This is a genomic window from Burkholderia sp. GW821-FHT14F03 (assembly GCF_058803765.1).
Genome location: NZ_JBXAPG010000017.1, coordinates 45,468 through 69,834, shown reverse-complemented (window position 1 = coordinate 69,834; position 24,367 = coordinate 45,468). Strand labels below are relative to the sequence as shown.

The window sequence follows — 24,367 nt, the reverse complement described above, 5'->3', positions numbered from 1 at the left end:
CCGTCGCGCGTGCCGCCCCGCCGCTCCTGCCGCGCCGCCCAACCCGCTGTCCTCTTCTTCCCGGAGCCTCGCCATGAATGCGAATCCCGTGCCGGACACGCCCGCGTCGATCCTGACCCGCCACACCGACGTCGTGCCCGAGGTCGTGCCGCGCGCGAGCCCGAGCCTGCCGCCCATCGACTGGCGCAGGATCGGCCAGCAGGCGCCGGCGCGCATCGCGTCGGGCGCGCGCACGCCGTACGATCCGCTGCCGCGCGCCGACATCGTGATCATCACCTGGACGAGCGCCGAGTGGTTCGCGCTCGATCACGTGTTCGTGAACAGCGACACGGTAGGCGACGCCTCGCAGTACGGCTGGCGCGACGGCTGGCTGCCGTACTGCCGGGGCGCGTCCGGGTATGCGGCCGACGCGCAGTCGGGCGCGCTGTGGGGGCTGTTCCAGATGGTGCGGATCGTCGACCGGTCGGGCCGACCCTGGAACGTGCTGCTGTTCAAGTCGAATGCGCATCTCGCGCATGCGCCCTGGCTGGACGGCCTCGCGGCGATGGTCCGCTGCATCGTCGAGGATGCGCGGCCGGACCGCCTCTATACGATCGGCACGGCGGGCGGGGCGCGCGCCGATCAGCGGCTCGGCGATACGGTCGTCGCGAACGCGACGCTGCTCGAACTGCAGCGGCCCCAGAACACGACGAGCCCCGACGACGGCAACATGGCGCGCTGCCCGACCTGGTATCCGTCGACGGCGCTGGTCGGCGCCGTGGAGCGCGAGCTGCTGTTCCGGATGAACGAGGTCGTGACGCAGCAGTCGCTGCAGCGCCTGTTCGACCAGTTGAAGGCGCAGCATCCGAACGATCCGGGATTGAGCGAGCTGACGCTCGCGGATCTGCTCAACGACGCGCTGCGGCCGGAGTGCCTGGGCGCGCCGGCGATCCGGCCGCTCAAGGACACGCCGCTCCTCACGACGGATTTCTACTACATCGCGGAGGGCCGCCGCGCGGATGCGTACGCGTGCCTGGAGATGGACGACGCGATCATCGCGCAGGAGGCGAACCGGCTCGGCGTGCGCTTTGCGTGCGTGCGCAACATCTCGGACCCGGTCGTTCCGAACCGCACCCGGCACGGCGCGCCGATCGCCGACGCCACCCGCGCCGACTGGTCGGGGCTGATCTACACGACGTTCGGCACGCATACCAGCTACAACGGCGCGCTGGCCGCGTGGGCGACGATCGCGGGCGAAGGCTCGGCGGTCTACAACCCGAGCCGCAGTCCCGCGCGGCACGCGGCGTCTCACGATGCGCACGCGCAGGATCCGCTTGAAGTCCAGCTGGCGTTCCAGGTGCGCGCATGCGGCACCTGCTCGTTCTTCTGGCCCGAGGATCTGAAGCAGCGCACCTACGGCCCCTATACGGCGTTCGATTTCGACGTCGAGCAGCCGTACGCGGCGAGCGGCGGCTACGGCGGGGCGTCGCGCTGGGTGCAGGGCCGCACGCGGCCGCCCGCGTTCCCGAACGGCGAGGTGATCGACGGCTGCCGCAAGGCGCCGATCATGACGATCGGCATCAATCCGAACCTGACCGCGTTCCTGCCGGGCCAGACGGGCGCGGCATGGTGCTATCCGGATTTCTCGTCCGACGACGACACCAGCGCGTGGGCGAAGTACGCGTGGTACTACCGCTACCGGACCGTCTACCAGGAGAAGCTGGATCTCGACTTCGTGCGGCGCTTCCTGCTCCCCGAAGGGCAGGTCGTCGCGCCGCGCGGCGGCGTGGTGACGGCGGCGCTTCGCCCGGACGCGAGCGCGGCCTGGACCATCACGGTGCGCTACGACGGCGACGCCGTCGATACGGTGGTCGCCGTGCCGGGCAGGCAGGGCGCGTTTCCGTATGTCCTGCTGTTCGATCCGTACCCGCCGCGCAACCGCTTCGAGAAAGGCGACGTGCTCGTCGCGCAGGTCTCGGTGCCCGAGGGCATCCAGGTCGACGTGTTGCAGCAGCCGCAGGGCTACTACATGCAGTTCGTCCCGGTGCTCGACCAGTTCGAGGGCGTGCTGCGGCATGCGGGGCATCCGGGCGCGTCGCTGCGCGTCGGCGAGGACGTCTGCCAGCTGGACATGGTCGCGTGCGCGTCGCCGCACTGGAACGCGGGCTTTCTCGGCGGCAGCCCCGCGAGCATCGCGACCATCGTCGACAACTGCGTGAGCCGCAACGCGTGGGCGATCAAGCAGATCGTGCAGACGCGGCCGGCGGTGCTGTACGTGGTCAGCCAGTCGAGCTGGAACATGTTCTATTCGGCGTTCGGCGCGCACGTGAAGCGCGATCCGCCGATCTCGACGCATCCGGCCGACAAGGATTTCACGCTGCTGCGCGAAACCACCGATCCGGCGCATCCGGCCTATCTCGACATCGACGCGACGATCGACGGCCAGCGCTACCAGAACCGCACGCGGCTCGTCATCACGCCGCACTTCTCGTACAACAGCGACTTTCTGGCGCAGTACCGGCTGAGTCCGACCGACTGGGCGGCGTTCGCGCAGGCGCAGCCGGCCTGCGTCGCCGCGCTCGTGCCGGCCAACGGCTTCACGGTCGTGCCGCCCGATCCCCACTACCCGAATGACTACACCGCGATCCAGCTGCCGGCCGACACCGATGCGGCGGCCGCGGCGCGCGCCTGGCTCGCGCATCAGTACCCGGACGCCTACCGCGCGCTCGCGCCTGGCTATGTCGAACCGCACGCGCTGATGGCGTCGGTGCTGGCGGATATGTACGCGCACGGTCAGCTCGCCTGGCAGGACACCGCGACGGGCGGCTATCTGGGCCGCACGCAGGGGTCGTGTCAGTTCTGCGTGAACCGGCACTGGCAGTTCCTCGGCGAATGCCGCTACGGCAAGACCAGCGAGACGCCGCCGCCGGCCGGCTGGCTCGCGAAAGTCGCCGAGTCGATCGTCAAGACCGGCAGGCCGGCGGTGCCGTTCGCCGCCGCCGCGCTGCGCCCGGACGGGCCGGCCACCGTTGCGGAATCGGGAGAAGCGCAATGAACGGACAGGATCTTGCCGCCCCGCGGGCCGTCGCGCCCGACGCGGTGCGGGTATGGCGCGGCTTCCGGCTGCCGGCGCTGGCGCTCGACCAGTTCATGAACAAGCTCGGCACGGTGTTCGTGCCAGCCACCGTGAAGATGCAGATCGACGCGGGCCTGTGCGCGTACGCGCCGACGGTGCCGGCCGGGCTGCCGGGCAAGCCCGATGCGGTGCCCGACGAGACGGCGATCCTGTTCTGGGCGTCGCAGTCGACGTACTGGAACGGCTTCACCCGGCTCGCGGTGCGCACCTACACGCTGACGCACGGCGGCGTGTATCTGACGCAGGACAACCAGAGCCGCGCCGATTTCCCGGTCCGGTTCGCCGGTTCGCTCACGGCCGATCAACCGGTGTATCTGTTCGACCAGCCGGCCGACTGGATGCACGGCGCGGTCCGGCATGTGGTGGCGGCGCGTCCGGCCGCCGTCGATCCCGCGTCGTTCCGCGCGTCGGTCGCGAAGGCGCTGACCGAGATCCGCAACGGTGTCCCGCTCGACGGCGCGATCGCGTGCGCGGGCGACGACTACCTCGTGTACTGGGAGCTGGGGCCGGTCGCGGTGGGCGCCGCGCAGGGCGCCACTGGCGTGCCGCTGCTGCAGCCGCTGCTGAGCGGCTGGAACGCCGCGTTCGCGCCGGCGCCGACCTTCCTGCCGATCGGGCTGTGGGACGAATGGGCGGGCATGGACGTGCGCGCGGGCAGCAGCTTCAACCTTCAGTTCGAACGGGAAGCACGCGGATGAACACGCCCCGGGAATCCTTCCCCGTCGCGCCCGACGCGGTGTACGTGTGGCGCGGCTTCCGGTCTCCCGCGCTCGGCTACGCGCAGTTCGCGCAGTTTCTCGGCAGCGTGTTCGTGCCCGCCTGCGCGTTGCTGCAACCGCCCGTCGGCCTGCGCGCCTACCTGCCCGCGATGGTGCCGCAGGACGGCAAGCCGCCCGCCGTGCCCGACCAGACCGCGCTGATGTTCTGGGCGACGCCGCAGTCGCACGATCGCGCGGAGAAGGCGATCGCGGTGCGGATCTACCAGAACCTGCACGGCGACGTGTACGACATGGCGCGCAGCAAACTGCCGGAAGTGCCGGTCGCCTTGGGCGGCGCGCTGCAGGCCGAACAGCCGTACTTCCTGCTTGAGCGGCCGGCCGACTGGATGATCGGCAGCGTCGGGCACGTGGTGGGCGCGCGCCGCGTGGATCTGAGCGCGGCCGACTTCCTGACGGCGGCCTTTGCGTGGGCGTCGGCGCTGCGCGCGCAGCCGCCCGAAGGCATCGACGGCGCGCTCGTGTGCTGCGGCAACGACTACGCGGTCGCGTGGGCGCACAGCCCGAGCGCGCAGGCGCAGCCCGGCGCGGCCCTCGACGGGCTTGCCGCGCTGACGACGCCGGTGCTGCGCGCGGCCGCGCGGCCGCTCGCGCTGCCGGCGGGGCTGTGGGACGACTGGCCGGGACTCGACCTGACGCAGGACAGCTGCCTGAACCTGCAGTTTCCGCGCCCGCGCGCCTCGCGCGCCGCGCCGCGCGAACCGGAGGCGCGATGAAGCCGATCGAACATTTCGAGGCGCCGCATCTCGCGCTGTGGAAGTCGTGCGTGGCCGAGGTGCTGGCGCGCTCGCTGGATGCGGCGCGCGATCCCGCCGCCGCGATCGACTGCGGGCATCCGCTCGTCGACGCCACCGACCGCTACTGTCGCGCGATGCACGACAACCTGCCGCTCGATGCGCCGGCGGCGGACAGCGACGACGAAGCGGCGGTGCAGGCCTATCTGTCGTACCTGCATCACCGGCGCGCGCATGCGCGCATCGCCGGCGCGGCCGACCTCGAGCGCGACCTGGAACAGCAGACGCAGCAGTACAAGTTCGGCAATCCGCTGTGGCAGCAGATGTATGTGCAGTACTACAAGTATTACTGGCAGTACCCGTTCCACAAGGGCGGCGAGCCGCAGTACCGGTCGTGGCAGGCGCCCGGCCCCGGCAACGGCGACCTGGGCTACGGCGTGATCGAGTGGCGGCTGCCGTCGCGCGCGCGGATCGCGATCGTCGGCGACATCGGCACCGGCACGGACGTCGCCGCCGCGGTGCTGGTCGCCGCGCTGAAGTTCGAGCCCGACGCGATCCTGCATCTCGGCGACGTCTATTTCTCCGGCACCCATTTCGAGACCGAGCATCGGCTGGTCGGTCTGGTGCGCGCGGTGCTGCGCGGCGCGCGGCGGCGCGTGCCGTTCTTCACGGTGCCGGGCAATCACGAGTATTTCACGGGCGCGGTCGCGTACCTGCAGGCGCTCGATTCCGGCGCGCTGATCGACCAGCCCGCGCAGCGGCAGGCCGCGAGCTATTTCTGCCTGCGCAGCGCCGACGACGGCTGGCAGTTTCTCGGCCTCGACACCGGCTATCACGGGCACTACATGAACGTCGCGGCCTCGGCGCAGCAGGCGACGCTCGATCGGCTGCACATCGGCCCGGTCGAGACGGCGGGCGCGGCGGCGAGCCCGCACTGGCCCACCGACGTCAATCCGTACTTCCGCCGCGCGTCGCGCGCCGACCTGCCGCGCCGCGACACCACCGCGCCGGACGATCAGGTGTTCGTGCGCCCCGACGAGGTCGCCTGGCATCTCGACAAGCTCACGCGCTTCCCCGGCCGTTCGATCCTGCTGTCGCATCACCAGCTGTATTCGGCGCTCGACGTATGCGGCATCGCGCAGCGGCCGTTGGCGGGATCGAGCGCGCCGGACCCGGCCGACTTCAACCGCGCGTGGGTGGACACCGCGCTGTGGCGGCAGTTCGGCGCGATGTTCGGCGACCGGGTGGCCGCGTGGCTCTGGGGCCACGAGCACAATCTCGGTATTTTCGCGGACGGCTATCGGCCGGCCGACTGGCCGACGGGCGAGGGCGACGCCGAGGGCGAGGCCGCGCAGATCTTCAAGGCGCTGCCCAAGGGGCGCTGCGCGGGCCACAGCGCGATCCCCGTCCAGGCGGGCGAGGCGCCCTACGCGCAGAAATTCCCGGTGCCGCTGCAACGGCCGGACCTGACGCTCGGCCTGACGGACGGCTGGTACAACCGTGGCTTCCAGCTGCTCGAGCTGGCGGGCGCGGGACAGCCCGCCCGGCTCAGCTATTTCCAGATCGAAGGCGCGGACCCCGCGCCCCTGCCGATTTACGTCGAATCGATCGCCTGAGCCGACGCGGCGCGATCGGTCATTGCCAGAGGAGCGCATGCATATGAGCAGCATCTATTCGATCAGTCCCGTCAAGGGATCGGACCAGGTGGCGCTGGAACAGGTGTGGAACGGCGCGCAGCTGCCCGCCGGCTACAGCGGCTTCACGGTGCTGCGGACCGGCGGGCGGAGCCATCTGATCGCCTACGACAAGGCGACGCAGAAGACCGACGCGTACGCCTTGACCGGGCGCGCGCCGTGGGTGAGCGCCGTCGATGCGGCGCTCGATCTGTCGGGCGGCCCGTGGGACAGCCTGGACACCTTCGTGCTGGGCAACGTCCCCTACCTGCTCACATACCGAGCGGACACCGGCACGTTCGGCTTCTTCACGGTCAAGGACGGCCTCGCGACCTCGCCGCCGTATACGTTCGCGCTGCCGCGCAACACGCCCACGCACCACTTCACCAACGTCGCGCCGTATACGTCGCTCGGCCAGCAATACCTGCTCGGCTACGACGCGGACACCGGACAGGTCGCCAACTTCAGCGTCGCCGTGACGCCGGTCTCGAAGGACGGCGTGCCGCCGCTGCTCGCGCTCAACGTCTGGTATCACCAGTGGGCGAAAGGCTGGACGCAGTTCTCGTTGTTCCAGCTCGGCGGCGCCAACTTCTTCTTCAAGATCAACACGGCCAAGCTCAACGTCAACATCGACCACATCCAGGACAATCCCGCGCTCGGCACCGTCGAGGTCGGCAGCTATCTGCAGGATCAGCTGCCCGACGCGCTGCGCATCAGCAGCGCCGCGTGCGTGCCGTGGGCGCACGGCGAGCCGTATCTGATCACCTACATCGCGCAGGACGGCACGACGGCCGTCTATAGGATCCACGCGGACTGCCTCGGCTGGACCCGGGCAGGCTCGGCCGCGACGCCGGCGGGGGCGGCCCGCGTCGTGCCGTACCGGCTCGACGACACCGCCTACGCACTGTTCTATTGACGCCGACCGACAGGAGACCCGCCATGAACCCGAGCACCGTATCGCCGGCCGATCGCGACCTGGCCTGGATCAAGGCCGCGCTGCAGAGCGCCATCGAACTCGAATACTCGACCTTGCCGCTCTATCTGTCCGCGATGTTCTCGCTCGAAGTGCAGAACTATTCCGCGTACAACGCGATCCGCAGCGTCGTGATGGAGGAGATGGTGCACATGGCCATCGTGTCCAACCTGCTCGCGGCGCTGGGTGGCACGCCGCAGTTTCGCGGCATCCGCATCGACTATCCGGTGCAGGGCCTGCCGGGCGGCGCGGAACCCGATCTCACGGTCGGCCTCGCGCGATACGCGAAGCCGCAGCTGCAGAATTTCATGCGGATCGAGATGCCCGCGTTCCTGCTCAAGCAACTCGGGCGCGCCGAGACCTACCCGACGATCGCGGCGTTCTACGCGGGCATCCGCGACGCGGTCGGTCGCAATGCCGACGCGGTGCGGGCCGCCGTGAAGGCGGGCGGGACCTCCAACCAGGTGGGCGACGATATCGGCTTCGCGACGGTGACGTACTCGCCCGACGCCGATCCCGTCGAGGCGTTTCATGCGGGCATCGACGAGATCCTTCAGCAGGGCGAAGGAGCGGGCAGGGGCGACGTGCTGACGCCCGGTGTGTTCGAAGGAGAAAAGTCGCACTACGCGCGCTTCGCCGAGTTGTACTACGGCGCGTGCTATCAGGCGCCGGTGCCGCCGGTGCCGTTCGACCGGCACACCGAGCCGCGCTTCTTCGCCGGCGCCCCGCTCGCTGCGCCGGTGGTCGTCAACACACTCGCGGTGCCGCGCGACGGCTACGCGGCGCTGCTCGCGCTCGATCCGAACCAGGCCGCGGTGAGCGCCGATCTCGAGGCGTTCGATACGGGATTCTCGACGATACTCGCCACGCTCGACGTCGTGTGGAACGGCCCCGCGGGCGGCTCGTGGAAATCGCTCGGCGCGGCGGTGCACGGGATGGTGGATCTGCGGGTGCTGTCGTGCTTCAACATCCTGCGCCATCCGGTGCCGGCGGCGGCGCTGGCGCGGCTGGACACGCTGTATCCGGACGAGATCGCGTTCCTGCGAACCTATACCGATCTGTCGAAGCCGGTGTTCTACGGCCCGCGCTTCCGCAACGTGAATGCGCCGGCTTAGGGCCACGCCGGCCCGGGGCGGCGGAGGATCTCCGGGCGGGCAGACCGTGCCGAGGATGACGGGCGCCGTCGCGCCGCCCGCCTGCGTCTGACGATCCGCGCGCGCCGGATCGCAATCGGGCGCGCGTCACCCGTCGCGGAAAATCGCCGCGTAGGCGCTCAGCGCGGGCACCCCGCCCAGGTGGGCATACAGCACCTTCGCGCCCGCCTCGAATTCCCCGCGCCGCACCTTGTCGATCATCCCGTGCATCGATTTCCCTTCATACACGGGATCGGTCAGCACGCCTTCGAGTCGCGCGCACAGCCGGATCGCCTCCAGCGTGCCGTCGTTCGGCAAGCCGTATTCGGGGCCGGCATAGCGCGTATCGAGCACGACGTCCTGCGCGTCGATCCGGCGGCCGAGTTCCACGAGGTCAGCCGTATGCTGCGCGATGCGCGTGATCTGCGCATGGGTTTTCTCCGGCGTCGCCGATGCGTCGATCCCGATCACGCGGTTCGCGCGCCCGTCGGCCGCGAAGCCGACGACCATCCCCGCCTGCGTGCTGCCCGTCACCGAGCAGACGACGACGTAGTCGAACCTGAAGCCGAGTTCGGCTTCCTGCCGGCGGACTTCCTCGGCGAAGCCGACGAAGCCCAGGCCGCCGAGCGGATGCTCGGAGCAGCCGGCCGGCACCGGATACGGCTTGCCGCCCGCCCGCCGCACGCTGTCCATCGCTTCTTCCCAGCTGCGGCGGATACCGATGTCGAAGCCGTCCGGCGCGAGCCGCACGTCGGCGCCCATCATGCGCGACAGCTGGATGTTGCCGACCCGGTCGTACACGGGATCGTCGTAGTTGACCCAGTGCTCCTGCACGAGCACGCATTTCATCCCGAGATGCGCGGCGACGGCCGCGACCTGCCGCGTCTGGTTCGACTGGACGCCGCCGATCGAGACGAGCGTGTCCGCGCCCTGTGCGAGCGCGTCGGGGATCAGGTATTCGAGCTTGCGGGTCTTGTTGCCGCCGAACGCGAGGCCGCTGTTGCAGTCTTCGCGCTTCGCGTACAGCTCGACCTTGCCGCCGAGGTGCGCGCTCAGGCGCTTGAGCGGCTGGATCGGCGTCGGTCCGAACGTCAGCGGGTAACGGGGGAAGCGGTGCAGGTTCATCGAATCGGTCTCCGGAAAGGCGGGCTGAGCACGGAAAGCGGTGGGTTCGGAAGGCGCTGGCGCGCCGTCTCCCGATGCAAAAATGATAGGCGTGCGAGCGCGAAATGAGCTTGCGAAATGAATATCGTCGGCCTACGTTGATGAACGTCGATATGACCAATGACGCAATATGCATTCACCTCACGGGAGGAGAACCTAATGAAATTAGGCGGAAGGACGAGGGCGGCGCCCGGAGCCGTACCTGGGCTCGATCGCATCGATCGCGCGATCCTCAAGCAGCTCCAGGCGGACGCGTCGATCTCGAACGTGAGCCTGGCCGCCAAGGTGAAGCTGAGCGCGCCGGCGTGCCTGCGGCGCGTCGAGCGGCTCAAGGAGATGGGCATGATCCGCGGGATCGTCGCGCTGCTCGACCCGAAGCCGCTCGGCGCCGGCATGCTCGTCGTGATCGGCTTCGTGCTCGATCGCTCGACGCCGGAAGCGTTCGCCGCATTCGAGAAGGCCGCGCAGAAAGTGTCGGGATGCGTCGAATGCCACGTCGTGACCGGCGAGTTCGACTATTTCATGCTGGTGCGCACGCGCGACAACGCGAGCTTCAACCGGCTGCACGCGGAGCAGCTCCTCTACCTGCCCGGCGTGCGGCAGGTGCGGTCGTTCATGGTGCTCAAGGAGATCCTGTCGACGCATGCGCTGCCGGTATAGCGCAAGACGGCATCGTTGCAACGTCCGCGTGTGTGCATGGAAGCATGCGCATCGCGACGATTTCCGCTTGATCGCGCGGCTGCGGGATCGATGGTCGTCAAGGCGATGCGGTGCGGTAGGGGGCGATGAGGCAAAGTGCATCGGTCGCGCAGCGGCGCGGCGTCCCTACGCCGACTGCGGCGGAGCCGGGGCCTCAAGCGGCCAGCGGTCATCGCTGGTCGTTGAGGCCGTGCCGTGTGGACGGAAATCGCCCGATGCCGGGGCGACGTTTCAGGCCGATGCAGCGTCAATGGCCCTTGTACAGCTCAAGCAATTGATTCTGCATCCGCATCATTTCATGGTTGTAGTCCATTTCCATTTTGGCCATCGCGTCTTCGTGGTCCATTTTCATCTGCATCATTTTTTGCTGGATCGTGATTGCCTGGGCCCGCTGATCAGGCGTCAGCTTTTCCATCATCATGCCCCAGTCGGGCCCGTACATGCCTCCGCGCCCGATTCCTCCGTCCGCGTGGGCCACGCCCGTCACCATGCACAACGCCACCATGCCGGCCGACACCAAACCTTTGACTGTGTTCATATTGCCTCCGATTGTTGGAACTGCGACCTACTCACCACACCATCACGCCCGCTCACGTCAGCGTCGCGACTCAGGGGTTGCGCGCGCCAGCACGTGATCGATCGAGATCGCGCCCGGTCCCCATGCCACGATGGCCAGCGCCATCGCTGCCCAGGTAATGTGAATCGGCCAGCCGTCCGGAATGGTCAGCTCGATGACGCATGTCATCAGAAACAGGCCCGCGGCCGCAAACCGGGTACCGAAGCCGAGCATCAACAGGACGGGAAAGCCGACCTCGCCGCAGGCCGACAGGAAGGCCACGACGGCCGGCGCCGGAAACGGATAGGGGCCGCCTGGAAGATGCAGCTGAAATTCATCGGTGAAGAGGGCGATCGCCGTGTCGTTCAATTGAAGAAAGCCATGCCACTTGAGGATGCCGGACTTCCAGAACGGCACGGACAAGGCAAGGCGCAGTACAAGCTGTGTCAGCCACGGCCGCGCAAGCTGCCCGATCCAATCGCTGGATTTTCCGATCGTCACGGCAAGACGAACGGCCAAGGCGGGCTTCGTTTCCGGTTGGTTGGACATCACGCTCAGTCTCCAGGTTGAATGGCGGTAAATACGCCGGATGAAATCATGTCCGTCAGGTTGGCCGCGAGATCGAAACAGGGCGTTTCGTCGAGCGCCGCGGCCACGGCGGCGCCCAGCGATTCGCCTGCGATCAGGGCGCTCAGAAAAGCGGCGCCGCCGGCCGGCAGGCGGAACACCGAGACGTCCTGGTCCGGTCGGGTGACGAGCGCGTCTTCCCTGTCGCTCGAACACAGCGGCTCGACCGGCCCGCTCCGGCGGTTCATCGTGAAGATGGCGACGGCCGGGTAGGCGGACCGAATGATGCGGGTCGCGGGGTGCGCGACGAAGCAGACGTCAGCCAGGCGTTCGGGCGCGATGGCTTCGAATGCCCGAGGCGGCACAACCGGTCGATCGGCCGCGTGATATGCGTCGAGCCACGCCCGTTCGATGCGCGCGACATCCGCGAGCCAGGGCATGTCCTGCGCGTATTCGTAGGCGTCGATGAAATCCGGAAAGCCGCGCCCATACTCGAACAGCAACGGCGAACTCGGCGGTGTCGCGCGAGCGTAGAAGCGGGCCAGCGCCCGGAAGAACGTGTCGCCCGTGATGCGCTGAACCGCCGGATATACCGCGGCAAGCGTGTCGATGAGGCTCACGATGACGTTGTTGCGGTAGACGTTGTAGCGTTTGACGACGTTCTTCCCCGCTGCGGCGCGCAGCTCCGCCGGCGCCTCGGCGGCAGGGTCGATCAGGCCGCGTGCGAAAGCCGCCGCAAATCCCGTCGCGTTCGCGGATGCCCGGTTGTCACGTCTCATCGTGTTCACCTGCAGTCGTCGGGATGGGATGCTTGTGCATGAGCTGGCGTGCCGCGAGCGCCTGCGATTGCAATACCGGCCATGCGGGAACCTTGCTGTCCCACTCGACCAGGGTCGGGACCGGGCCCGTCCGAGCGATGACGTTTTCATAGAGCGACCACACCGGGCTCGCCACCGCGCAGTCATGGCTATCGATCAGCAACGGTTCGCCTTCATCGTCGGTTTGCTCGGTATGACCCGCCAGATGAATTTCGCCGACGCGCCCAAGCGGGAACGCATCCAGATAGGCCGCGGCGGAATAGCCGTGGTTCGTCGCGGAAACGAATACGTTGTTGACGTCCAGCAGCAATCCGCAGCCGGTGCGTCGCGCCACCGATGCGATGAATTCCGTCTCGCTCATCGTCGACGACGAAAACGCGACATAGGTGGCCGGGTTCTCGAGCAGGATCGGACGTCGAATCGCTTCCTGGACCTCGTCGATATGCCGGCATACTCTCGCGAGCGTCTCCGCTGTATACGGCAGCGGGAGCAGGTCGTTGAAGAACGTGCCGGCATGCGTCGACCAGGCCAGATGCTCGGAGACGAGCGCCGGCTCGCAGCGCGCAATCAGGTCGCGAAAACGCGCCAGGTGCGGTTGGTCCAGCGGCTCGCTTCCGCCTATCGACATGCCCACGCCGTGAATCGAAAGCGGGTAGGCGTCGCGGATGCGGGCCAGGGCGCGATGCGGGGGACCGCCGGCGCCCATGTAATTCTCGGCGTGCACTTCGAAGAAACTGTCGTTGGTACGGTCAGCCAGGATGGCCGCGAGATGCTCGTGCTTGAAACTGGTGCCGATCCATCCCGCGGCGTCCGTTGCCGGGCGACGGGGAAGCGTGTCAGGGCGCATTGCCGCAAAGTGGATGAATTCGCTCATCGCCGTCCCCGTATGCCGCGCAGGCGGTGATCAGGACTTGATCGGCGTGAGCGAGCCGTGGGCGCCGCCCGGCACGGTGATGCTCGCGCACGTCCCGCCCTGGACGAACTTCCACGAGTTGCCCTGGAAATCCATCGTCGACGTGCCCTGGCACGTGGTGCCCGGACCTGCCGCGCAATCGTTCTGTCCTTTCAGGGCAACGCCGAAGCATTTCTCCTTGTGAGCGGCGGTGGCCGCCTTGACTTCCGCCTGGGTCAAGGGTGCAGCCTGCGCCGTCGCCGCAAGCAGGGTGGCCACTGCGCTGGCCAGCAGGGCGGAACTCACCACGGTTTTATTTGCAGACATTGAATTTCTCCATGAAGTTGATGAGGCATGCCGGGAAATTGCGGCTGCCGAAATGAATCAGGACTTGGTTCGAAGTAACGCTTCCTTGTTGTATGCCGTTTCATCGAACCCACTCCGGTGCGGCCTACTACGGAAAACACTCGAATGACGAATTCGCCATACCGCGCCTGCCGCGAAGGCTTGTCCGTGCCGACGACGGATCAGCATCATCGATCGACCGTGCATACGACGCATCATTCACGCTTGAATATGGCGGAATAAAGTGAAACAAAAGCCCGTTGTATTTCTTGTCGACCGCCTGGCAGATCGAGCGCGCTGTAAGTCCTGTCGACTCGATCCGTTCAGAACGTATGGAAATACTAGCGGATGGGTGGTGTCGGATTCCTCACGAAAAATTAAATTTATCGTGATATCTGACGTGAGCGTGTGTGCGCCGCGGCATCACTGATTTTTCATAGGTATCCGCATGAAAGAACAGTAATCCGTAATTTTTCTGATCTGTGCGGGGGCATCGCGCGCGGCTGCGCGTTTCGTCACGAAGCGACGCAGCCCCATTCCCGGTGCGATTCGGCAGGCTTGGCGCGATCGCGGCCACCTGAGGGTGCCTCGGGCCCGGAAAACGATGCGCGTGCCGCTGCAGGCGCCGGGCGTATAGCGAAACGTCACCGAGGGGGTCGCGCCATCGTAGCGCGGCGTTGCGCCGGACTGCTTCACGAGCGCATCGGTATCGGCCCAGAAGAGAGGCGTGCCGGAATAGTCGGCGCGCCAATCGTAGCCGTATGACGGCAGGCCGCTCAGGATCGCCGTGTGCGTATTGGGTTCATTCACCACGCTGGTCAGCCTCGGCGTGCTGCGGCCGTTCCTGCCGTTGTATGGGCGACGGCTCGGCGTCGCGTCGCCATCCGCCGTGATTCAGTGGCCGGGCGCGACCTTCTTCGGTACGGCGATCACCGCGCCGCTCTTGGGGAAACTGGCGGCGTTGCGCGGGCCCATGGGCATGACGATCGCCGGATTGCCGCCCGCGATCGCCATCGCGGTGAGCGCGGCTGGTTGCGCAGCCGGGATGGGTTTGCGCAAGCGGATGGGGGCGCGTTGCGCGGGATCGCGAAACGGGCGTGGAATCGGGTGCCCGCCGCGCCTATCCCTGCGCTATGATGCGACACCCATTCCTTCCAAGGCGGCCATGAAACGTCTCTTTCCGTTAGCCATTCTGTCGTGCGCGGGATTGATCTGCACCGCGTCGTTCGCTTCCACCCAAGGCAAACAGCCCGTTCCCGCGTACGTGGAGCCGATCGCCGCCGCGGCGCCCGGCATGCTGGTGCAAAGCCTGGACGGGCCGGTCACGAACGCGGAAATCCAGTCGTTCGTCGATTTTGCACAAACGTTGCAGCCGCAACCGACCAATGTCGGCAATGCATGGGCGCAAGGGCCCAGCGGCGAAAACCTCAAGGCCATGTCGCTGGTCTACGACATTGCGCCGCGCAAGGAAATTCTGGACAAGATGGTGTCGTTCTGCGACACGCTGCTGTCGCAGCGCAACGACATCCTGCCGGCGCCCGCGGGGCAGCGCGTCATCTGGACGGGCCGCATCGATCCGGTGTGGCCGAACGATCCGGACGGTCATCCGATCGAGACGGGCGGCGAGCAGGGCGACCCGGTGGGGCACCTGGGCAGCTGCGCCGCGCAGATCCTGAAGACGCCGGCGCTGTACGGCCAGGCCGTCGCGGGCGGCGACCCGTTCCATTTCGGCGCGACGTACCTGGAGCGCGCCCGGCGCTATGTCGCCGAGGCGGACAAGACGGTCGATGCGCACATCCTGTCATCGCTGCTGACGCTCGACAGCGCCAAGCACATGTCGTTCGCCAAGGCCTCCCCCTACAAGTCCGGCCAGCCGGTGCCGTGGAACCAGCAGATGATGTTCGCCTATGGTTTCCTCAAGCTGGCGCAGGCGCACGATCTGCTGAAGGACGACCCGAAGCGGGTCCAGCGTTACGACCAGATCGTCAAGGCCAACCTCGAATGGTTCATCGGCGACGGCCTGACGCGCTACGCGGACAAGCAGGGGCGCACCGCCTTCGACTGGGGCTACGCGATGCCGGCCGTGTCCCGTGAAGACGGCAATCACGGCAGCCTCGATGTCGCCGGGTTCTATCGGCTGTCCCAGAGCGGCCGCTATGGCGTCGACATCACCTGGATGGCGCCCATGGTCAATACGGTCATGGATGTCCTGCGGCTCGGCGATCGCAGCTTCGCGGGCCGGTTGAACGGCACGAGCGGCGACGGCAACAGCAAGGGCACGAACTATCTGCGCAGCGGCTATCTGTTTCTCGCGCTGCTGCAGCCCGATGTCTACGCCAGGATGATGGGCGACGGCGGCATCCGGGTCGGCGGCATCAGCAACATCGGCGCCTACTCGCGCTTTCTGTGGGTGAAGGATCAGCGGGCCCGCGGCAAGTGAGGGCAAGCGGCGCGTGAGTCGTTCACCGGCGCGCGCCCGATCCCGGGCGTCGAGGCGGCGCCCGGCCGCCGCCTCGACGGCCTTCCGCCGATCCGCTTCACGCATCGTCGCCGGTTCGTTCCGGTTGTACACGCCGGACGCGGCTGCTTCATCCGGCGGGAACGCGATAGCCTAACCCGGGACCTGAGGGAGGGATGTGAGGAAGGGGATGATTCTCGCGCTTAATGCCACGGCAATATCGATCGTCGTTGGCTTTTTTCTGTCGGTTTGCTATCGGATGGCTTTTCCGCTGGGGCGGCACGACTGGCAAATCTCGATTGCCGAATTATGTTTGATGCTGCCGATGGCGATCGGTGCATTTTGGCTGTTGGCGCGAGCGTTAAGAAAAGATCGGTCAGGAACGCGCTTCTATAAGTTCATCTGCTGGATAGCCGACGGCGGGCCCACTCGCCGCCTGACCGCATCCGCGATCGGTGCAATCCTGTTGGTTCAGTGCTTGAAATTGGCGGCTTCGATCATGAGGTCGGTGTTTTAATCGGGATTCCATATGAATGGGGGCGTTGGCTTACGCATTGCCGGCCCCTCGTTCGCCGCGCGATCGGCCAGCCACGCGGCCATGACGGGCAGGCGTCGCGCGCGGTAAGGGACGTGCACCGCCTATCGCGCAGACGTGCCGGCGATCGCCGAGTCGTTGCCGCTGCAGCCGGACAGGAATGTCCGGGGGCGCATGGCGTCGGTGGTCAAGCCGTCCGTGAACACGCCGAAGCAAGGGCGGCGCAGAGGTTCGTGCCGCCGTGGTGACAATCTCGCATGGGAGAGGGCGCCTGGCCGGCAGCGTGTCGATGCCGATCGAGCACGCACAGGTCTGGGTATCGACGTGCATGACGACCCTGGGCGGACTTCAACTCATCAACTCATGGCGTCCTGGCCTGGGAACAGGTCGCGCGCGCACTCCGGAGCCCTTCCGCATACGCCGCGTCGAACGCCTGGGCCGTCATTTGCGCGCCGAACCGGGCCTGCAGCCGCTCGCGGGACCATTTGCCGTTTCCCGCCGCGGCCGCCAGCAGGTTGAATGCAATCGCCTGCGCGGGGTCCTGGGCGTTGAACTTGCCGGAGGGGTAGTTCGTGGCGAGCAGGCCGGCGGCCAGCGGGTCGCATTGGCTGGCGGCCTCCTTCAGATGGCTCAGCGCGTCGTCTTTCCAGCGTTTGACGTCCGGATCGTCCGGGTTCGCGCCGGCCGATGGAACCGTGCCGGTGCCATCCGGGCCTTCCAGGTAGAAATCGATCTGCGCGTCCGCCCGTCCCGTGCGTGCGGCCAGCGCGAGAAACCGCAGGCGCTCCTGTACCTCGGCCGGCGTGACGCCGGCGCATGGATGCGTCGTATCGGCGGGCGCGGATGACGCGCTGCCGGCGTCGCGCTGCGTCGGATTCGCGGCGCAAAGCGATTCCGCCAAGTAGACCCGATAGGCCGCATCGGGGTTGCCCAGGCGCGCCGCGCCCTCGTATTGCGCGACGTACTGCGCCACCGTCTTGCCGCCCAGGTCGATGATCCTGCCGCTGCTGCCGATCAAGGCCGGTGCATCGACGACATTCCCGCCCGCGCCCGGCGAAGCCGATGACGAGAAGGTCGACGCGCCGCGTTCCTCGACCTGCGCATCCCGGGCGCGCGCGCCCGGACCCGGGGCGGGGTCCGGGCTGCGCGCGGCGTGATAGACGCCGGCCAGCACGCATCCCGCGACGCCGAGGGCGAGCCAGTATGCGGGCTTCATGCTCGCGAGGGTGTCCGGGCGCGGATCGAGGGGCTTATTGCCAGAGATAGCAGTAGGTTTCGTTGCTTTCGAGATTGTTGCCCAGCGCGGGCTGCGACAGATCCTTGACCCAGCCGTTCGGATCCGTCGGCGTCGGCGTATCGCCGCAGTTCGTATGGACCCAGTGGATCCCGACGTCGCCGCCCGTGTAGAGTTCGCCGCACAGTTCGAGCTGATCGCCGACCTGAATCTGGTTCAGCGGCGTCGGCACGCTTTTCTGGTTGCGGGAGTAGCCGTTCGCAAAGACATTGTCCATCGCGACGTCGTAGATGACGCCGTCGGTGCCGAGCAGGCTCACGTGGGTGTGTGACAGATAGATGCCTTGCAGCGCCGAGCCGGACTTGAACGTGGGCGGAGTCTGGACGGTGCCGGTCAGCAGGGTTCCGCCTTGACAGACATCGGCGGCGAGCGCGGACAGGGAAGCGACGGATAACGCCAGGGCAACAAGAATCTTCTTCAATTGAACCCCCTCGAAATTTGAATTGAATGCGTGGAACGGAATCGTGTCGCGCTCGCAGTCGGTGAGTGCCGCGTTCGACACGATTCCAATTGTTAAGATATCGAATGAATGATGACGAGGGGATGAAAATTCAAAACATTGGATTTTAGATATTTGTTGGGCGGAGAATTAATTCGATGTTCTATTTTAATTAATGGAATTCGATGGAAAATGAAAGTGAGGCGAAAGCGTTGTGTTTGACGGCTAGCGGGGGAAGGCGGCGGCGCTCAAGGCGCGTGGTGTTGAGCGGGCTTCTGGCGCAGCATCGCGCATGATTGCGGCGGCATCGGCGTGAACCGGTCACTCGTCAAGATCGGCAAGGCTCGGATCAGGAGGCGCAAGATGCCCGGAGGGGCGGCGATCTTCCTGAGGGGATTTTCGATGCGGGGCAGTCGCCATTGAATTGTAAATATCGACCTGAATGACCTTGATCTTTCCAGTCTCGGCTTCCTCTCGTTGCCGATGATGTGCTCTTCGTTGAATCGTTTTTTCACGGCCGTTTCGCTCGGGAACGGACGCTGCGCCGTCATCGTACTCACCTCGATCTGCACGTCGTGCCGTGCAGGACCCAAGCGCGCGCGATCGCGCCGCTGAAGAACACGGCGAAACGGGATTTAGGCGTATCTCGATGCGGAAGGCGAGGCGAGCGCGTCCCGGCCGCTCAGCCACGGGCACCCTGAAACGATCCTCGACCGATTCCGGATTGCGTCGGCTCGCCGGCGCGTCGATCGGCCGCACGTCGCTCGATCCGCGCGCCGGCCATGCTGCGCGCCAATCCCGGCCGGTATCAGCGGGCTCGGTGGATATCGTGCGTGACGAAGCCGGCCTCGTTGTCGGGCGGTGCGAGGCCATCCTTGACGGCGAGCGTCTTGCGGATATCCTCCAGACCTGTCGCCCAGCGATCGCGCATGGTCGACAGGCCGAACTGCGCATCCTTGTACTGATTCTCCGAGGGCTTTTGCTGGTAGATCAGATGCTGCACGTTGTAGCGCCGGCCGGACGAGACCTCTTCGGCCTGCTGGCACCACGGATCGCTCCTGCGCACATCCTCCGGCACGTGCCCGAGCACGCGATGCAGAAGGCTGCGATAGCGCTGTTCGCGCTGCAGCGTATCGGTCACGAAGCGGGTCCGGCTCGAATACTGGACATCCTTGGTGCGTTCGGCGACGTCGTCCAGCGACTGCGGCAGCGGCCCATGCGCGCTCCACAGATCGACCTGGAACGCGAGCGTGTCGCGTCGCGGCGACGCGCGCAGCACTTCCATGAGCGGCGTGTTCGAGACGATGCCGCCGTCCCAGTAGAACTCGCCGTCGATCTCGACGGGCGGGAACGCGGGCGGCAGCGCGCCCGAGGCCATGAAATGCTCGGGCCGCAGGGTCGTCTTCGTGTTGTCGAAGTAGATGAAGTTGCCGGTGCCTACGTTCACGGCGCCCACCGACACCCGCGTTTCGCCCGAGTTGATGCGGTCGAAATCGCACAGCTTGAGCAGCGTTGCGCGCAGCGCGGAGGTGTCGTAGTAGCTGACCTTGCCGGGCGGTTGGGCTGCGCCCGGCAGCGGCGGCGGGAAGCGCGGCGTGAAGAAGCCGCGCTGGCCCTGCAGGAACGCGCTGGCCGTCTGGGTCGCGGTGAGCATCGAGCGGATGTGTTCGTGGCCGTTGAACAGCGCGTATTCGAAAGCGGCCGGCAGTGCGGGGAGGAACGCGGGCTGGCAGATCGTTTCCCAGAATTCGCGCAGGCGCTCGACGCGCCGTTCCGGCGGATTGCCGGCGATCAGCGCGGTGTTGAGCGCGCCGATCGAGATGCCGGCGATCCAGTCGAGCGGAACGCCTGCTTCATGCAGGCCCTCGAACACTCCCGCCTGGTAGGCGCCGAGCGCGCCGCCGCCTTGCAGCACGAGCGCGATCGTCTCGTACGGCAGCAGGTGAGCCGGCCGCCCCCCGGCCTCGCTGTGCAGATCGGCCGGATCGACGGTCTGTTTTTCGGTACGGGCGCGCGGCTTCATTGCATGAACCATCCGTGACTGACGATGAACGACTGGCCGGTCAGCGCCGCGCTCGGGAACGCGGACAGGAACAGCACCGTCTGCGCGACGTCCTCGACCGTGGTGAACACGCCGTCCACCGTGTTGCCGAGCATCACCTTCTTGATCACGTCGTCTTCGCTGATGCCGAGTTCCTTCGCCTGCTCCGGAATCTGCTTGTCGACGAGCGGCGTGCGCACGAAGCCCGGACACACCACGTGCGAGCGCACGTTGTGCTTCGCGCCTTCCTTGGCCAGCACGCGCGCGAGGCCCAGCAGCCCGTGCTTCGCCGTCACATAGGCCGACTTCAGCGGCGACGCCTCGTGCGAGTGCACCGAGCCCATGTAGATCACCACGCCGCCGCGATCGTCCTTGTACATGTACTTGAGCGCCGCCTTGGTCGTCAGGAACGCGCCGTCGACGTGGATCGCCTGCATCTTCTTCCAGTCCGAGAACGCATAGTTCTCGATCGGATTCACGATCTGGATGCCCGCGTTCGACACCAGGATGTCGATCGTGCCGAAGGCCGCCGCCACCTTGTCGATCCCGCTGTTGACCGCTTCCTCGCTGGTCACGTCCATCGCGACGCCGATCGCTTTGCCGCCCGCCTGCCTGATCTGTTCCGCCACCGCGTTCGCGCCGTCCTGGTTCAGGTCCGCGATCGCCACCGCCGCGCCCGCCTTCGCCAGTTCCAGCGCGATCTCCTTGCCGATCCCGCTCGCCGCGCCCGTCACGACAGCGACTTTTCCGTTCAGATTGCTCATATCAATGTCTTGTAAAGAGGGGAAGGGCCTCGGCCGCCAGGCAAGCATCGGTTGACCCGCCGGCCCCGGCATCGGTGCACGCGCCTCGATGCATGCAGGCGCCGCCGGATGCCCACTCGCGCGACGGGCGTGGCCGGGCGCGCTCGCTGGTCCGGTGCATGCACGATCACGCGGGAGAACCCGGTACGCCGCGCGTACCGATCCGCTCGGGCAAGGCCCGTTTAACGCTCCGCGTAGTCGATGCCGGTCAGCGGACCCAGTTGGGCAATGGTCGTGAAGTGCGCTTCGTGTTTCGTGTCGATATCGAGCACCCGGACGTTGCCGCCGAGATCCGTCACGAACGCGCGCCGACCGCGTGCGTCGAGCGACACGCCGATTCCCTCTTTCAGATCGCGCGCGAGTACTTCGCGATCGATCAATCCGGACGCGGTGATCCTGGCGCGGTTCAGCGTGTTGCCGTCGTCCGTGTCGCTGCCGCGATCGGTCCAGTACAGCACGCCGTTGTCGTGATCGAGATCGAGATCGATCGGCTCCGGCAGGTCGGCCAACAGGCATTCGACGTCCGGGCGCTGGTCGGGGCGCGCGCCCGCGGGCGGCTCGATGTTTGCCCTGAAGATACGACCTTGGCCGGCGTCCGGCGGCCCCTTCTGGGTCCAGTAGACATGACCGTTCGCCTTGTCCAGCACGATGCCGACGCAGTGGCGGGTCGCGTCGGCCGTGTCGGCGGGGAACTCGCCCGTGCGCACGAGTTCGGTGACCTCCGCGCCGTCGAGCCGGGCACGCATGACGCGCATGCCTTCGCGGTCGCACCAGTAAAGATGGCCGCCCGGCTTGTCGAGCACCAGTTCCTTCGGCGTTCCGGCCTGGCCGCTCGGCACCAGCACGCGGTGGCCGGTCCCGTCGAGATACGCGCATTCGATCGTGCCGTCGTTCGGCGGAACCGGACGGCTGGTCGGATCGCTGTCGATCAGGTGGATGCCGGTGCCCATGTTGGTCCAGTACACGATGTTGCTTTCGGCATCGACCTTGATGCCGTCGGGCGTTCGGGTCAGATTCCCGAGCACCGTTTGATGGGACCCATCGGGTGACAGGGCAATGATCGCGGGCGGGCGCGCCTGCAGGACATACAACGTACCGTCATGCTGTGTCGTCACGATAAGGTTTCCTAATGTTGTCGCGAGGATTGCCGTCGGTTCGCACGGGCGGATGGAATTCATTTCCATCGAACGGGCTGTCGATAGCGTACACGCGTCAGGCCTTCGAAAGCCTGGCCTGAGCGGCGGGCATTTGTTAACGATTGTCAAGATAAATTGGGGGAGTATTAATGGCGCGATCCGATGACGGATGAGGCGCTCCGAAAATTTCGTACGCCGTGAGACCGGGCGGGCGCGACGGATTGGAACGCGCCATAGGGCGGATCGCGAAGCGGCGACACATGCCGGGATTCGAGGCACGCGACGATGAACGCCTCACATTGAACGAATCGCCCGGGAACGGGACCGTGCCGGTGGTTGGTGGCGCGGGAGGACGGCGATGCGCCATCGTCACCGGAATGGTTAGGCCCCTGGACGGCACCGCTGCCTCCCCGGGGAGGCGCTCGAAGCGATTCCGGATGAATCGATTCGAGGCGCACTCAAGGAGCGGACTTTCATATACGTAAAGAGCGAGGTGACCGTTCTAATTCGATCGGCTTCTTGCCCGGCAGCTTCCGGTCTACCGGCGATGATCGGCTGTCGACTCAACAAGACCGCTGGAGTCGATGCATCGATTGATGCCAGGGGGTGTGCAATTCTTTATATTTGTTTTATTGAGTGAGCAGTGATTGGCAATCGGTTTCATCAACGCGAATCTATAGCAAGACGAAACATCAGGGGTGCGATGCCGGCATGAGCGGATTGAGCGGTTTTCCGTCGTTCTCCGGATACATCAGCTTCGCTGATGCAATCCGGAGGGAGCGGAGCAGGCCGTACGAGAAGGCGCTTCACCGACGCATGCAAACGCGAAGCCGGACTTCCGGCCGCCTGTGCGCCGGCGTGATGGGCGTGCCGCAGGCGAACGGTGCGGTGTCGATCGTGTTGTTCTCTGGTTCGACCTGCACCGGCAAACTGCATCGGGATCGACAGCACCCGGTCGAACCGCCGGGCGGCAAGCTGCGTGTCGCGACCGTCCGCGGGAACGCCAGCCGTTCCGGACGACAGGCCGGCGTCCCGCTGTCTCGATCGCGTCGACACGCATCAATGCATCGTCCAATTCGTGACCTTGACGATGGCGGCATCGACATTCTTGAGGCTCGTCTGGCCTTCCTGCATCAGGGTGCTCCATTCCTGCACGCGATGGGTGCCGTTCGGCGGTTGGTTGAAATCGTGCGTGTCGACCACCTTCGCGCGCTCGGCATAGAACTTCGTCATGAACGTCTTCTCGTCCACGCTGTTGCCGGAGCGGGCCAGCAGGCCTTCGAGCGAATTCTTGTCGCCCGTTGCGCCTTGGTTGAGCGCCGTGTCGACGAAGGAGCCGATGGTCAGCGCCGAATTGAAGCCGCGCTGCCGCGCCTGCGCCACGCTGTATCCGATGTAGACGTTGTAGAACGTACGCCACATCGCCTCGCGCCAGTTCGCATTGCTTTGCAGCGCGTTGATCTTTCCGCAGAACGTCTTCGCGCTGTCGGTGATCTTCAGGATCGATCCGGACATGCTGCCGTGTACGCCGATGCGTGACAGCCCGCCCTGGATCGAGGGATTCGAGGCGCCGCCGACGGCGTCATATTCCTTGAACAGTGCCGGCGCATCGGGGCCGGTGTCGTTCGGACCGCCGGTCGTGGCGCCGAAGATGCCGATGGTGTAGCCCCGATCGTCACCGATATTCTCGCAATAGCCGTAGAACTTCGTCCATTCGAGGGTGTCCTGTTCCGGCTTGTTGATCAGCTTCATGATGTTGTCCCATTGCTCGCCATCGAGTTGGGTCTTCGATTTCAGGAACTGCAGCGTGGCCGGCGAGAAATTGGCGTCGTGGTCGAGTAGCCGGGCATCGATCCGGGTCGGCGTGCAGGCCGCACCGGTTACCCACGGCTGCCCGCTGCCGTCGAGACCGCTGCTGAGGGACGGCGCGTTACCTTGCGTCCGGTAGGCGGCCGTGTAGTTCACGCCTGTGTCGCTGACGACATTCCCGGGCTGATAAATGCGGTTTCCCGACCAGGGCGCATCGCAGATCTCCGCGTTCGCGGACTGTCCCGCATCGCTTCCCGTGGCGAGCTGCGCATTGGCGCTCCAGGGAAAGGAAAGCAGCCCGGACAGTGCAGCGGAAATCGACATGATCTTCAGCGTTTGAATCGACGTTTTTTTCATCTTGAACGCTCCGTTGTGAATGGTATTTTTCAATCAATTCAAGAAAATCG

General features: G+C 66.4%; 23 protein-coding genes. 9 read left to right on the top strand and 14 right to left on the bottom strand.

The features are described 5' to 3' along the window. Positions 1–73 precede the first annotated feature (73 nt). The 6 genes from AC1RQF_RS13920 to AC1RQF_RS13895 are packed head-to-tail and all read left to right on the top strand — an operon-like array spanning position 74 to position 8,386. Positions 74–3,034, top strand: coding sequence for a phosphorylase family protein (locus tag AC1RQF_RS13920; RefSeq protein WP_492872267.1), 2,961 nt, complete (start codon positions 74–76; stop codon positions 3,032–3,034). Next, entirely contained in the window at positions 3,031–3,813 is a 783-nt protein-coding gene (locus tag AC1RQF_RS13915) for a hypothetical protein (RefSeq protein WP_273995405.1), read from the top strand. The genes AC1RQF_RS13920 and AC1RQF_RS13915 overlap by 4 nt, the downstream gene beginning before the upstream one ends. After that, positions 3,810–4,607: a hypothetical protein gene (locus tag AC1RQF_RS13910; protein WP_273995406.1), complete on the top strand. Its 798-nt coding sequence runs from the start codon at positions 3,810–3,812 to the stop codon at positions 4,605–4,607. Before AC1RQF_RS13915 ends, AC1RQF_RS13910 begins: the two co-directional genes overlap by 4 nt. After that, the gene (locus tag AC1RQF_RS13905) at positions 4,604–6,241 is read left to right on the top strand and encodes a metallophosphoesterase family protein (RefSeq protein WP_273995407.1); all 1,638 of its coding nucleotides are present in this window, start codon (positions 4,604–4,606) and stop codon (positions 6,239–6,241) included. Before AC1RQF_RS13910 ends, AC1RQF_RS13905 begins: the two co-directional genes overlap by 4 nt. 43 nt (positions 6,242–6,284) lie before the next feature. Beyond that, positions 6,285–7,214, top strand: a complete 930-nt coding sequence (locus AC1RQF_RS13900) for a hypothetical protein (RefSeq protein ID WP_273995408.1) — start codon at positions 6,285–6,287, stop codon at positions 7,212–7,214. Positions 7,215–7,237: 23 nt separating this feature from the next. Next, the gene (locus AC1RQF_RS13895) at positions 7,238–8,386 is read left to right on the top strand and encodes a ferritin-like domain-containing protein (RefSeq protein WP_273995409.1); all 1,149 of its coding nucleotides are present in this window, start codon (positions 7,238–7,240) and stop codon (positions 8,384–8,386) included. Between the two features lie 126 nt (positions 8,387–8,512). On the opposite strand, the gene AC1RQF_RS13890 is transcribed toward AC1RQF_RS13895, so the two are convergent. Then, positions 8,513–9,529: a 1-aminocyclopropane-1-carboxylate deaminase gene (locus AC1RQF_RS13890; protein ID WP_273995410.1), complete on the bottom strand. Its 1,017-nt coding sequence runs from the start codon at positions 9,527–9,529 to the stop codon at positions 8,513–8,515. A 198-nt stretch (positions 9,530–9,727) separates the two neighbouring features. On the opposite strand from AC1RQF_RS13890, the gene AC1RQF_RS13885 reads away from it, so the two are divergent. Further along, positions 9,728–10,228 (top strand): Lrp/AsnC family transcriptional regulator, encoded by a 501-nt coding sequence (locus tag AC1RQF_RS13885; protein ID WP_492872266.1) that lies wholly within the window; start codon positions 9,728–9,730, stop codon positions 10,226–10,228. Between the two features lie 286 nt (positions 10,229–10,514). Here AC1RQF_RS13885 and AC1RQF_RS13880 read toward each other — a convergent pair whose 3' ends face one another. From AC1RQF_RS13880 to AC1RQF_RS13855, 6 genes are all read right to left on the bottom strand, one after another. After that, a complete protein-coding gene (locus AC1RQF_RS13880; RefSeq protein ID WP_273995413.1) occupies positions 10,515–10,805 on the bottom strand; it encodes a hypothetical protein in 291 nt (96 codons plus the stop codon). Positions 10,806–10,862: 57 nt separating this feature from the next. Beyond that, positions 10,863–11,372: a DoxX family protein gene (locus AC1RQF_RS13875; RefSeq protein WP_273995414.1), complete on the bottom strand. Its 510-nt coding sequence runs from the start codon at positions 11,370–11,372 to the stop codon at positions 10,863–10,865. Between the two features lie 5 nt (positions 11,373–11,377). Continuing rightward, positions 11,378–12,169: an HvfC/BufC N-terminal domain-containing protein gene (locus AC1RQF_RS13870; protein WP_273995417.1), complete on the bottom strand. Its 792-nt coding sequence runs from the start codon at positions 12,167–12,169 to the stop codon at positions 11,378–11,380. Next, the gene (gene bufB / locus AC1RQF_RS13865) at positions 12,159–13,055 is read right to left on the bottom strand and encodes an MNIO family bufferin maturase (protein WP_273995655.1); all 897 of its coding nucleotides are present in this window, start codon (positions 13,053–13,055) and stop codon (positions 12,159–12,161) included. The genes AC1RQF_RS13870 and bufB overlap by 11 nt, the downstream gene beginning before the upstream one ends. Before the next feature lie 57 nt (positions 13,056–13,112). Further along, positions 13,113–13,427 (bottom strand): BufA1 family periplasmic bufferin-type metallophore, encoded by a 315-nt coding sequence (locus AC1RQF_RS13860; RefSeq protein WP_273995419.1) that lies wholly within the window; start codon positions 13,425–13,427, stop codon positions 13,113–13,115. A 441-nt stretch (positions 13,428–13,868) separates the two neighbouring features. After that, entirely contained in the window at positions 13,869–14,258 is a 390-nt protein-coding gene (locus AC1RQF_RS13855; protein WP_492872265.1) for a hypothetical protein, read from the bottom strand. Positions 14,259–14,439: 181 nt separating this feature from the next. Between AC1RQF_RS13855 and AC1RQF_RS13850 the strand changes: the two genes are divergently transcribed. Then, positions 14,440–15,885 carry a hypothetical protein gene (locus AC1RQF_RS13850; protein WP_492872264.1) on the top strand — a complete coding sequence of 482 codons (1,446 nt, stop codon included), beginning with the start codon at positions 14,440–14,442 and terminating at the stop codon, positions 15,883–15,885. 208 nt (positions 15,886–16,093) lie between these two features. Then, a complete protein-coding gene (locus AC1RQF_RS13845; protein ID WP_492872263.1) occupies positions 16,094–16,420 on the top strand; it encodes a hypothetical protein in 327 nt (108 codons plus the stop codon). Between the two features lie 379 nt (positions 16,421–16,799). On the opposite strand, the gene AC1RQF_RS13840 is transcribed toward AC1RQF_RS13845, so the two are convergent. The 7 genes from AC1RQF_RS13840 to AC1RQF_RS13810 form a co-directional block, all read right to left on the bottom strand. Continuing rightward, entirely contained in the window at positions 16,800–17,612 is an 813-nt protein-coding gene (locus AC1RQF_RS13840) for a hypothetical protein (RefSeq protein ID WP_273995425.1), read from the bottom strand. Positions 17,613–17,688: 76 nt separating this feature from the next. Beyond that, complete coding sequence (locus AC1RQF_RS13835) at positions 17,689–18,153, bottom strand: hypothetical protein (protein ID WP_273995426.1); 465 nt, start codon at positions 18,151–18,153, stop codon at positions 17,689–17,691. 266 nt (positions 18,154–18,419) lie between these two features. Beyond that, positions 18,420–18,722, bottom strand: a complete 303-nt coding sequence (locus AC1RQF_RS13830; RefSeq protein ID WP_273995427.1) for a hypothetical protein — start codon at positions 18,720–18,722, stop codon at positions 18,420–18,422. A gap of 257 nt (positions 18,723–18,979) precedes the next feature. After that, a complete protein-coding gene (locus AC1RQF_RS13825; protein ID WP_273995429.1) occupies positions 18,980–20,194 on the bottom strand; it encodes a patatin-like phospholipase family protein in 1,215 nt (404 codons plus the stop codon). After that, positions 20,191–20,976: a 3-hydroxybutyrate dehydrogenase gene (locus AC1RQF_RS13820; RefSeq protein ID WP_492872262.1), complete on the bottom strand. Its 786-nt coding sequence runs from the start codon at positions 20,974–20,976 to the stop codon at positions 20,191–20,193. Before AC1RQF_RS13820 ends, AC1RQF_RS13825 begins: the two co-directional genes overlap by 4 nt. A 221-nt stretch (positions 20,977–21,197) precedes the next feature. Further along, on the bottom strand, positions 21,198–22,130 hold the full coding sequence (locus AC1RQF_RS13815) for an NHL repeat-containing protein (protein ID WP_273995433.1): 933 nt from the start codon (positions 22,128–22,130) through the stop codon (positions 21,198–21,200). A gap of 1,080 nt (positions 22,131–23,210) precedes the next feature. Then, the gene (locus AC1RQF_RS13810) at positions 23,211–24,350 is read right to left on the bottom strand and encodes a chitosanase (RefSeq protein WP_492872261.1); all 1,140 of its coding nucleotides are present in this window, start codon (positions 24,348–24,350) and stop codon (positions 23,211–23,213) included. Between the last annotated feature and the right edge of the window lie 17 nt (positions 24,351–24,367).

Coding starts and splice junctions, on each gene's coding strand:
- AC1RQF_RS13920 (WP_492872267.1), top strand. CDS start 74: ATGAATGCGAATCCCGTGCCGGACACGCCCGCGTCGATCCTGACCCGC.
- AC1RQF_RS13915 (WP_273995405.1), top strand. CDS start 3,031: ATGAACGGACAGGATCTTGCCGCCCCGCGGGCCGTCGCGCCCGACGCG.
- AC1RQF_RS13910 (WP_273995406.1), top strand. CDS start 3,810: ATGAACACGCCCCGGGAATCCTTCCCCGTCGCGCCCGACGCGGTGTAC.
- AC1RQF_RS13905 (WP_273995407.1), top strand. CDS start 4,604: ATGAAGCCGATCGAACATTTCGAGGCGCCGCATCTCGCGCTGTGGAAG.
- AC1RQF_RS13900 (WP_273995408.1), top strand. CDS start 6,285: ATGAGCAGCATCTATTCGATCAGTCCCGTCAAGGGATCGGACCAGGTG.
- AC1RQF_RS13895 (WP_273995409.1), top strand. CDS start 7,238: ATGAACCCGAGCACCGTATCGCCGGCCGATCGCGACCTGGCCTGGATC.
- AC1RQF_RS13890 (WP_273995410.1), bottom strand. CDS start 9,529: ATGAACCTGCACCGCTTCCCCCGTTACCCGCTGACGTTCGGACCGACG.
- AC1RQF_RS13885 (WP_492872266.1), top strand. CDS start 9,728: ATGAAATTAGGCGGAAGGACGAGGGCGGCGCCCGGAGCCGTACCTGGG.
- AC1RQF_RS13880 (WP_273995413.1), bottom strand. CDS start 10,805: ATGAACACAGTCAAAGGTTTGGTGTCGGCCGGCATGGTGGCGTTGTGC.
- AC1RQF_RS13875 (WP_273995414.1), bottom strand. CDS start 11,372: ATGTCCAACCAACCGGAAACGAAGCCCGCCTTGGCCGTTCGTCTTGCC.
- AC1RQF_RS13870 (WP_273995417.1), bottom strand. CDS start 12,169: ATGAGACGTGACAACCGGGCATCCGCGAACGCGACGGGATTTGCGGCG.
- bufB (WP_273995655.1), bottom strand. CDS start 13,055: ATGCGCCCTGACACGCTTCCCCGTCGCCCGGCAACGGACGCCGCGGGA.
- AC1RQF_RS13860 (WP_273995419.1), bottom strand. CDS start 13,427: ATGTCTGCAAATAAAACCGTGGTGAGTTCCGCCCTGCTGGCCAGCGCA.
- AC1RQF_RS13845 (WP_492872263.1), top strand. CDS start 16,094: ATGATTCTCGCGCTTAATGCCACGGCAATATCGATCGTCGTTGGCTTT.
- AC1RQF_RS13830 (WP_273995427.1), bottom strand. CDS start 18,722: ATGACGGCGCAGCGTCCGTTCCCGAGCGAAACGGCCGTGAAAAAACGA.
- AC1RQF_RS13825 (WP_273995429.1), bottom strand. CDS start 20,194: ATGAAGCCGCGCGCCCGTACCGAAAAACAGACCGTCGATCCGGCCGAT.
- AC1RQF_RS13820 (WP_492872262.1), bottom strand. CDS start 20,976: ATGAGCAATCTGAACGGAAAAGTCGCTGTCGTGACGGGCGCGGCGAGC.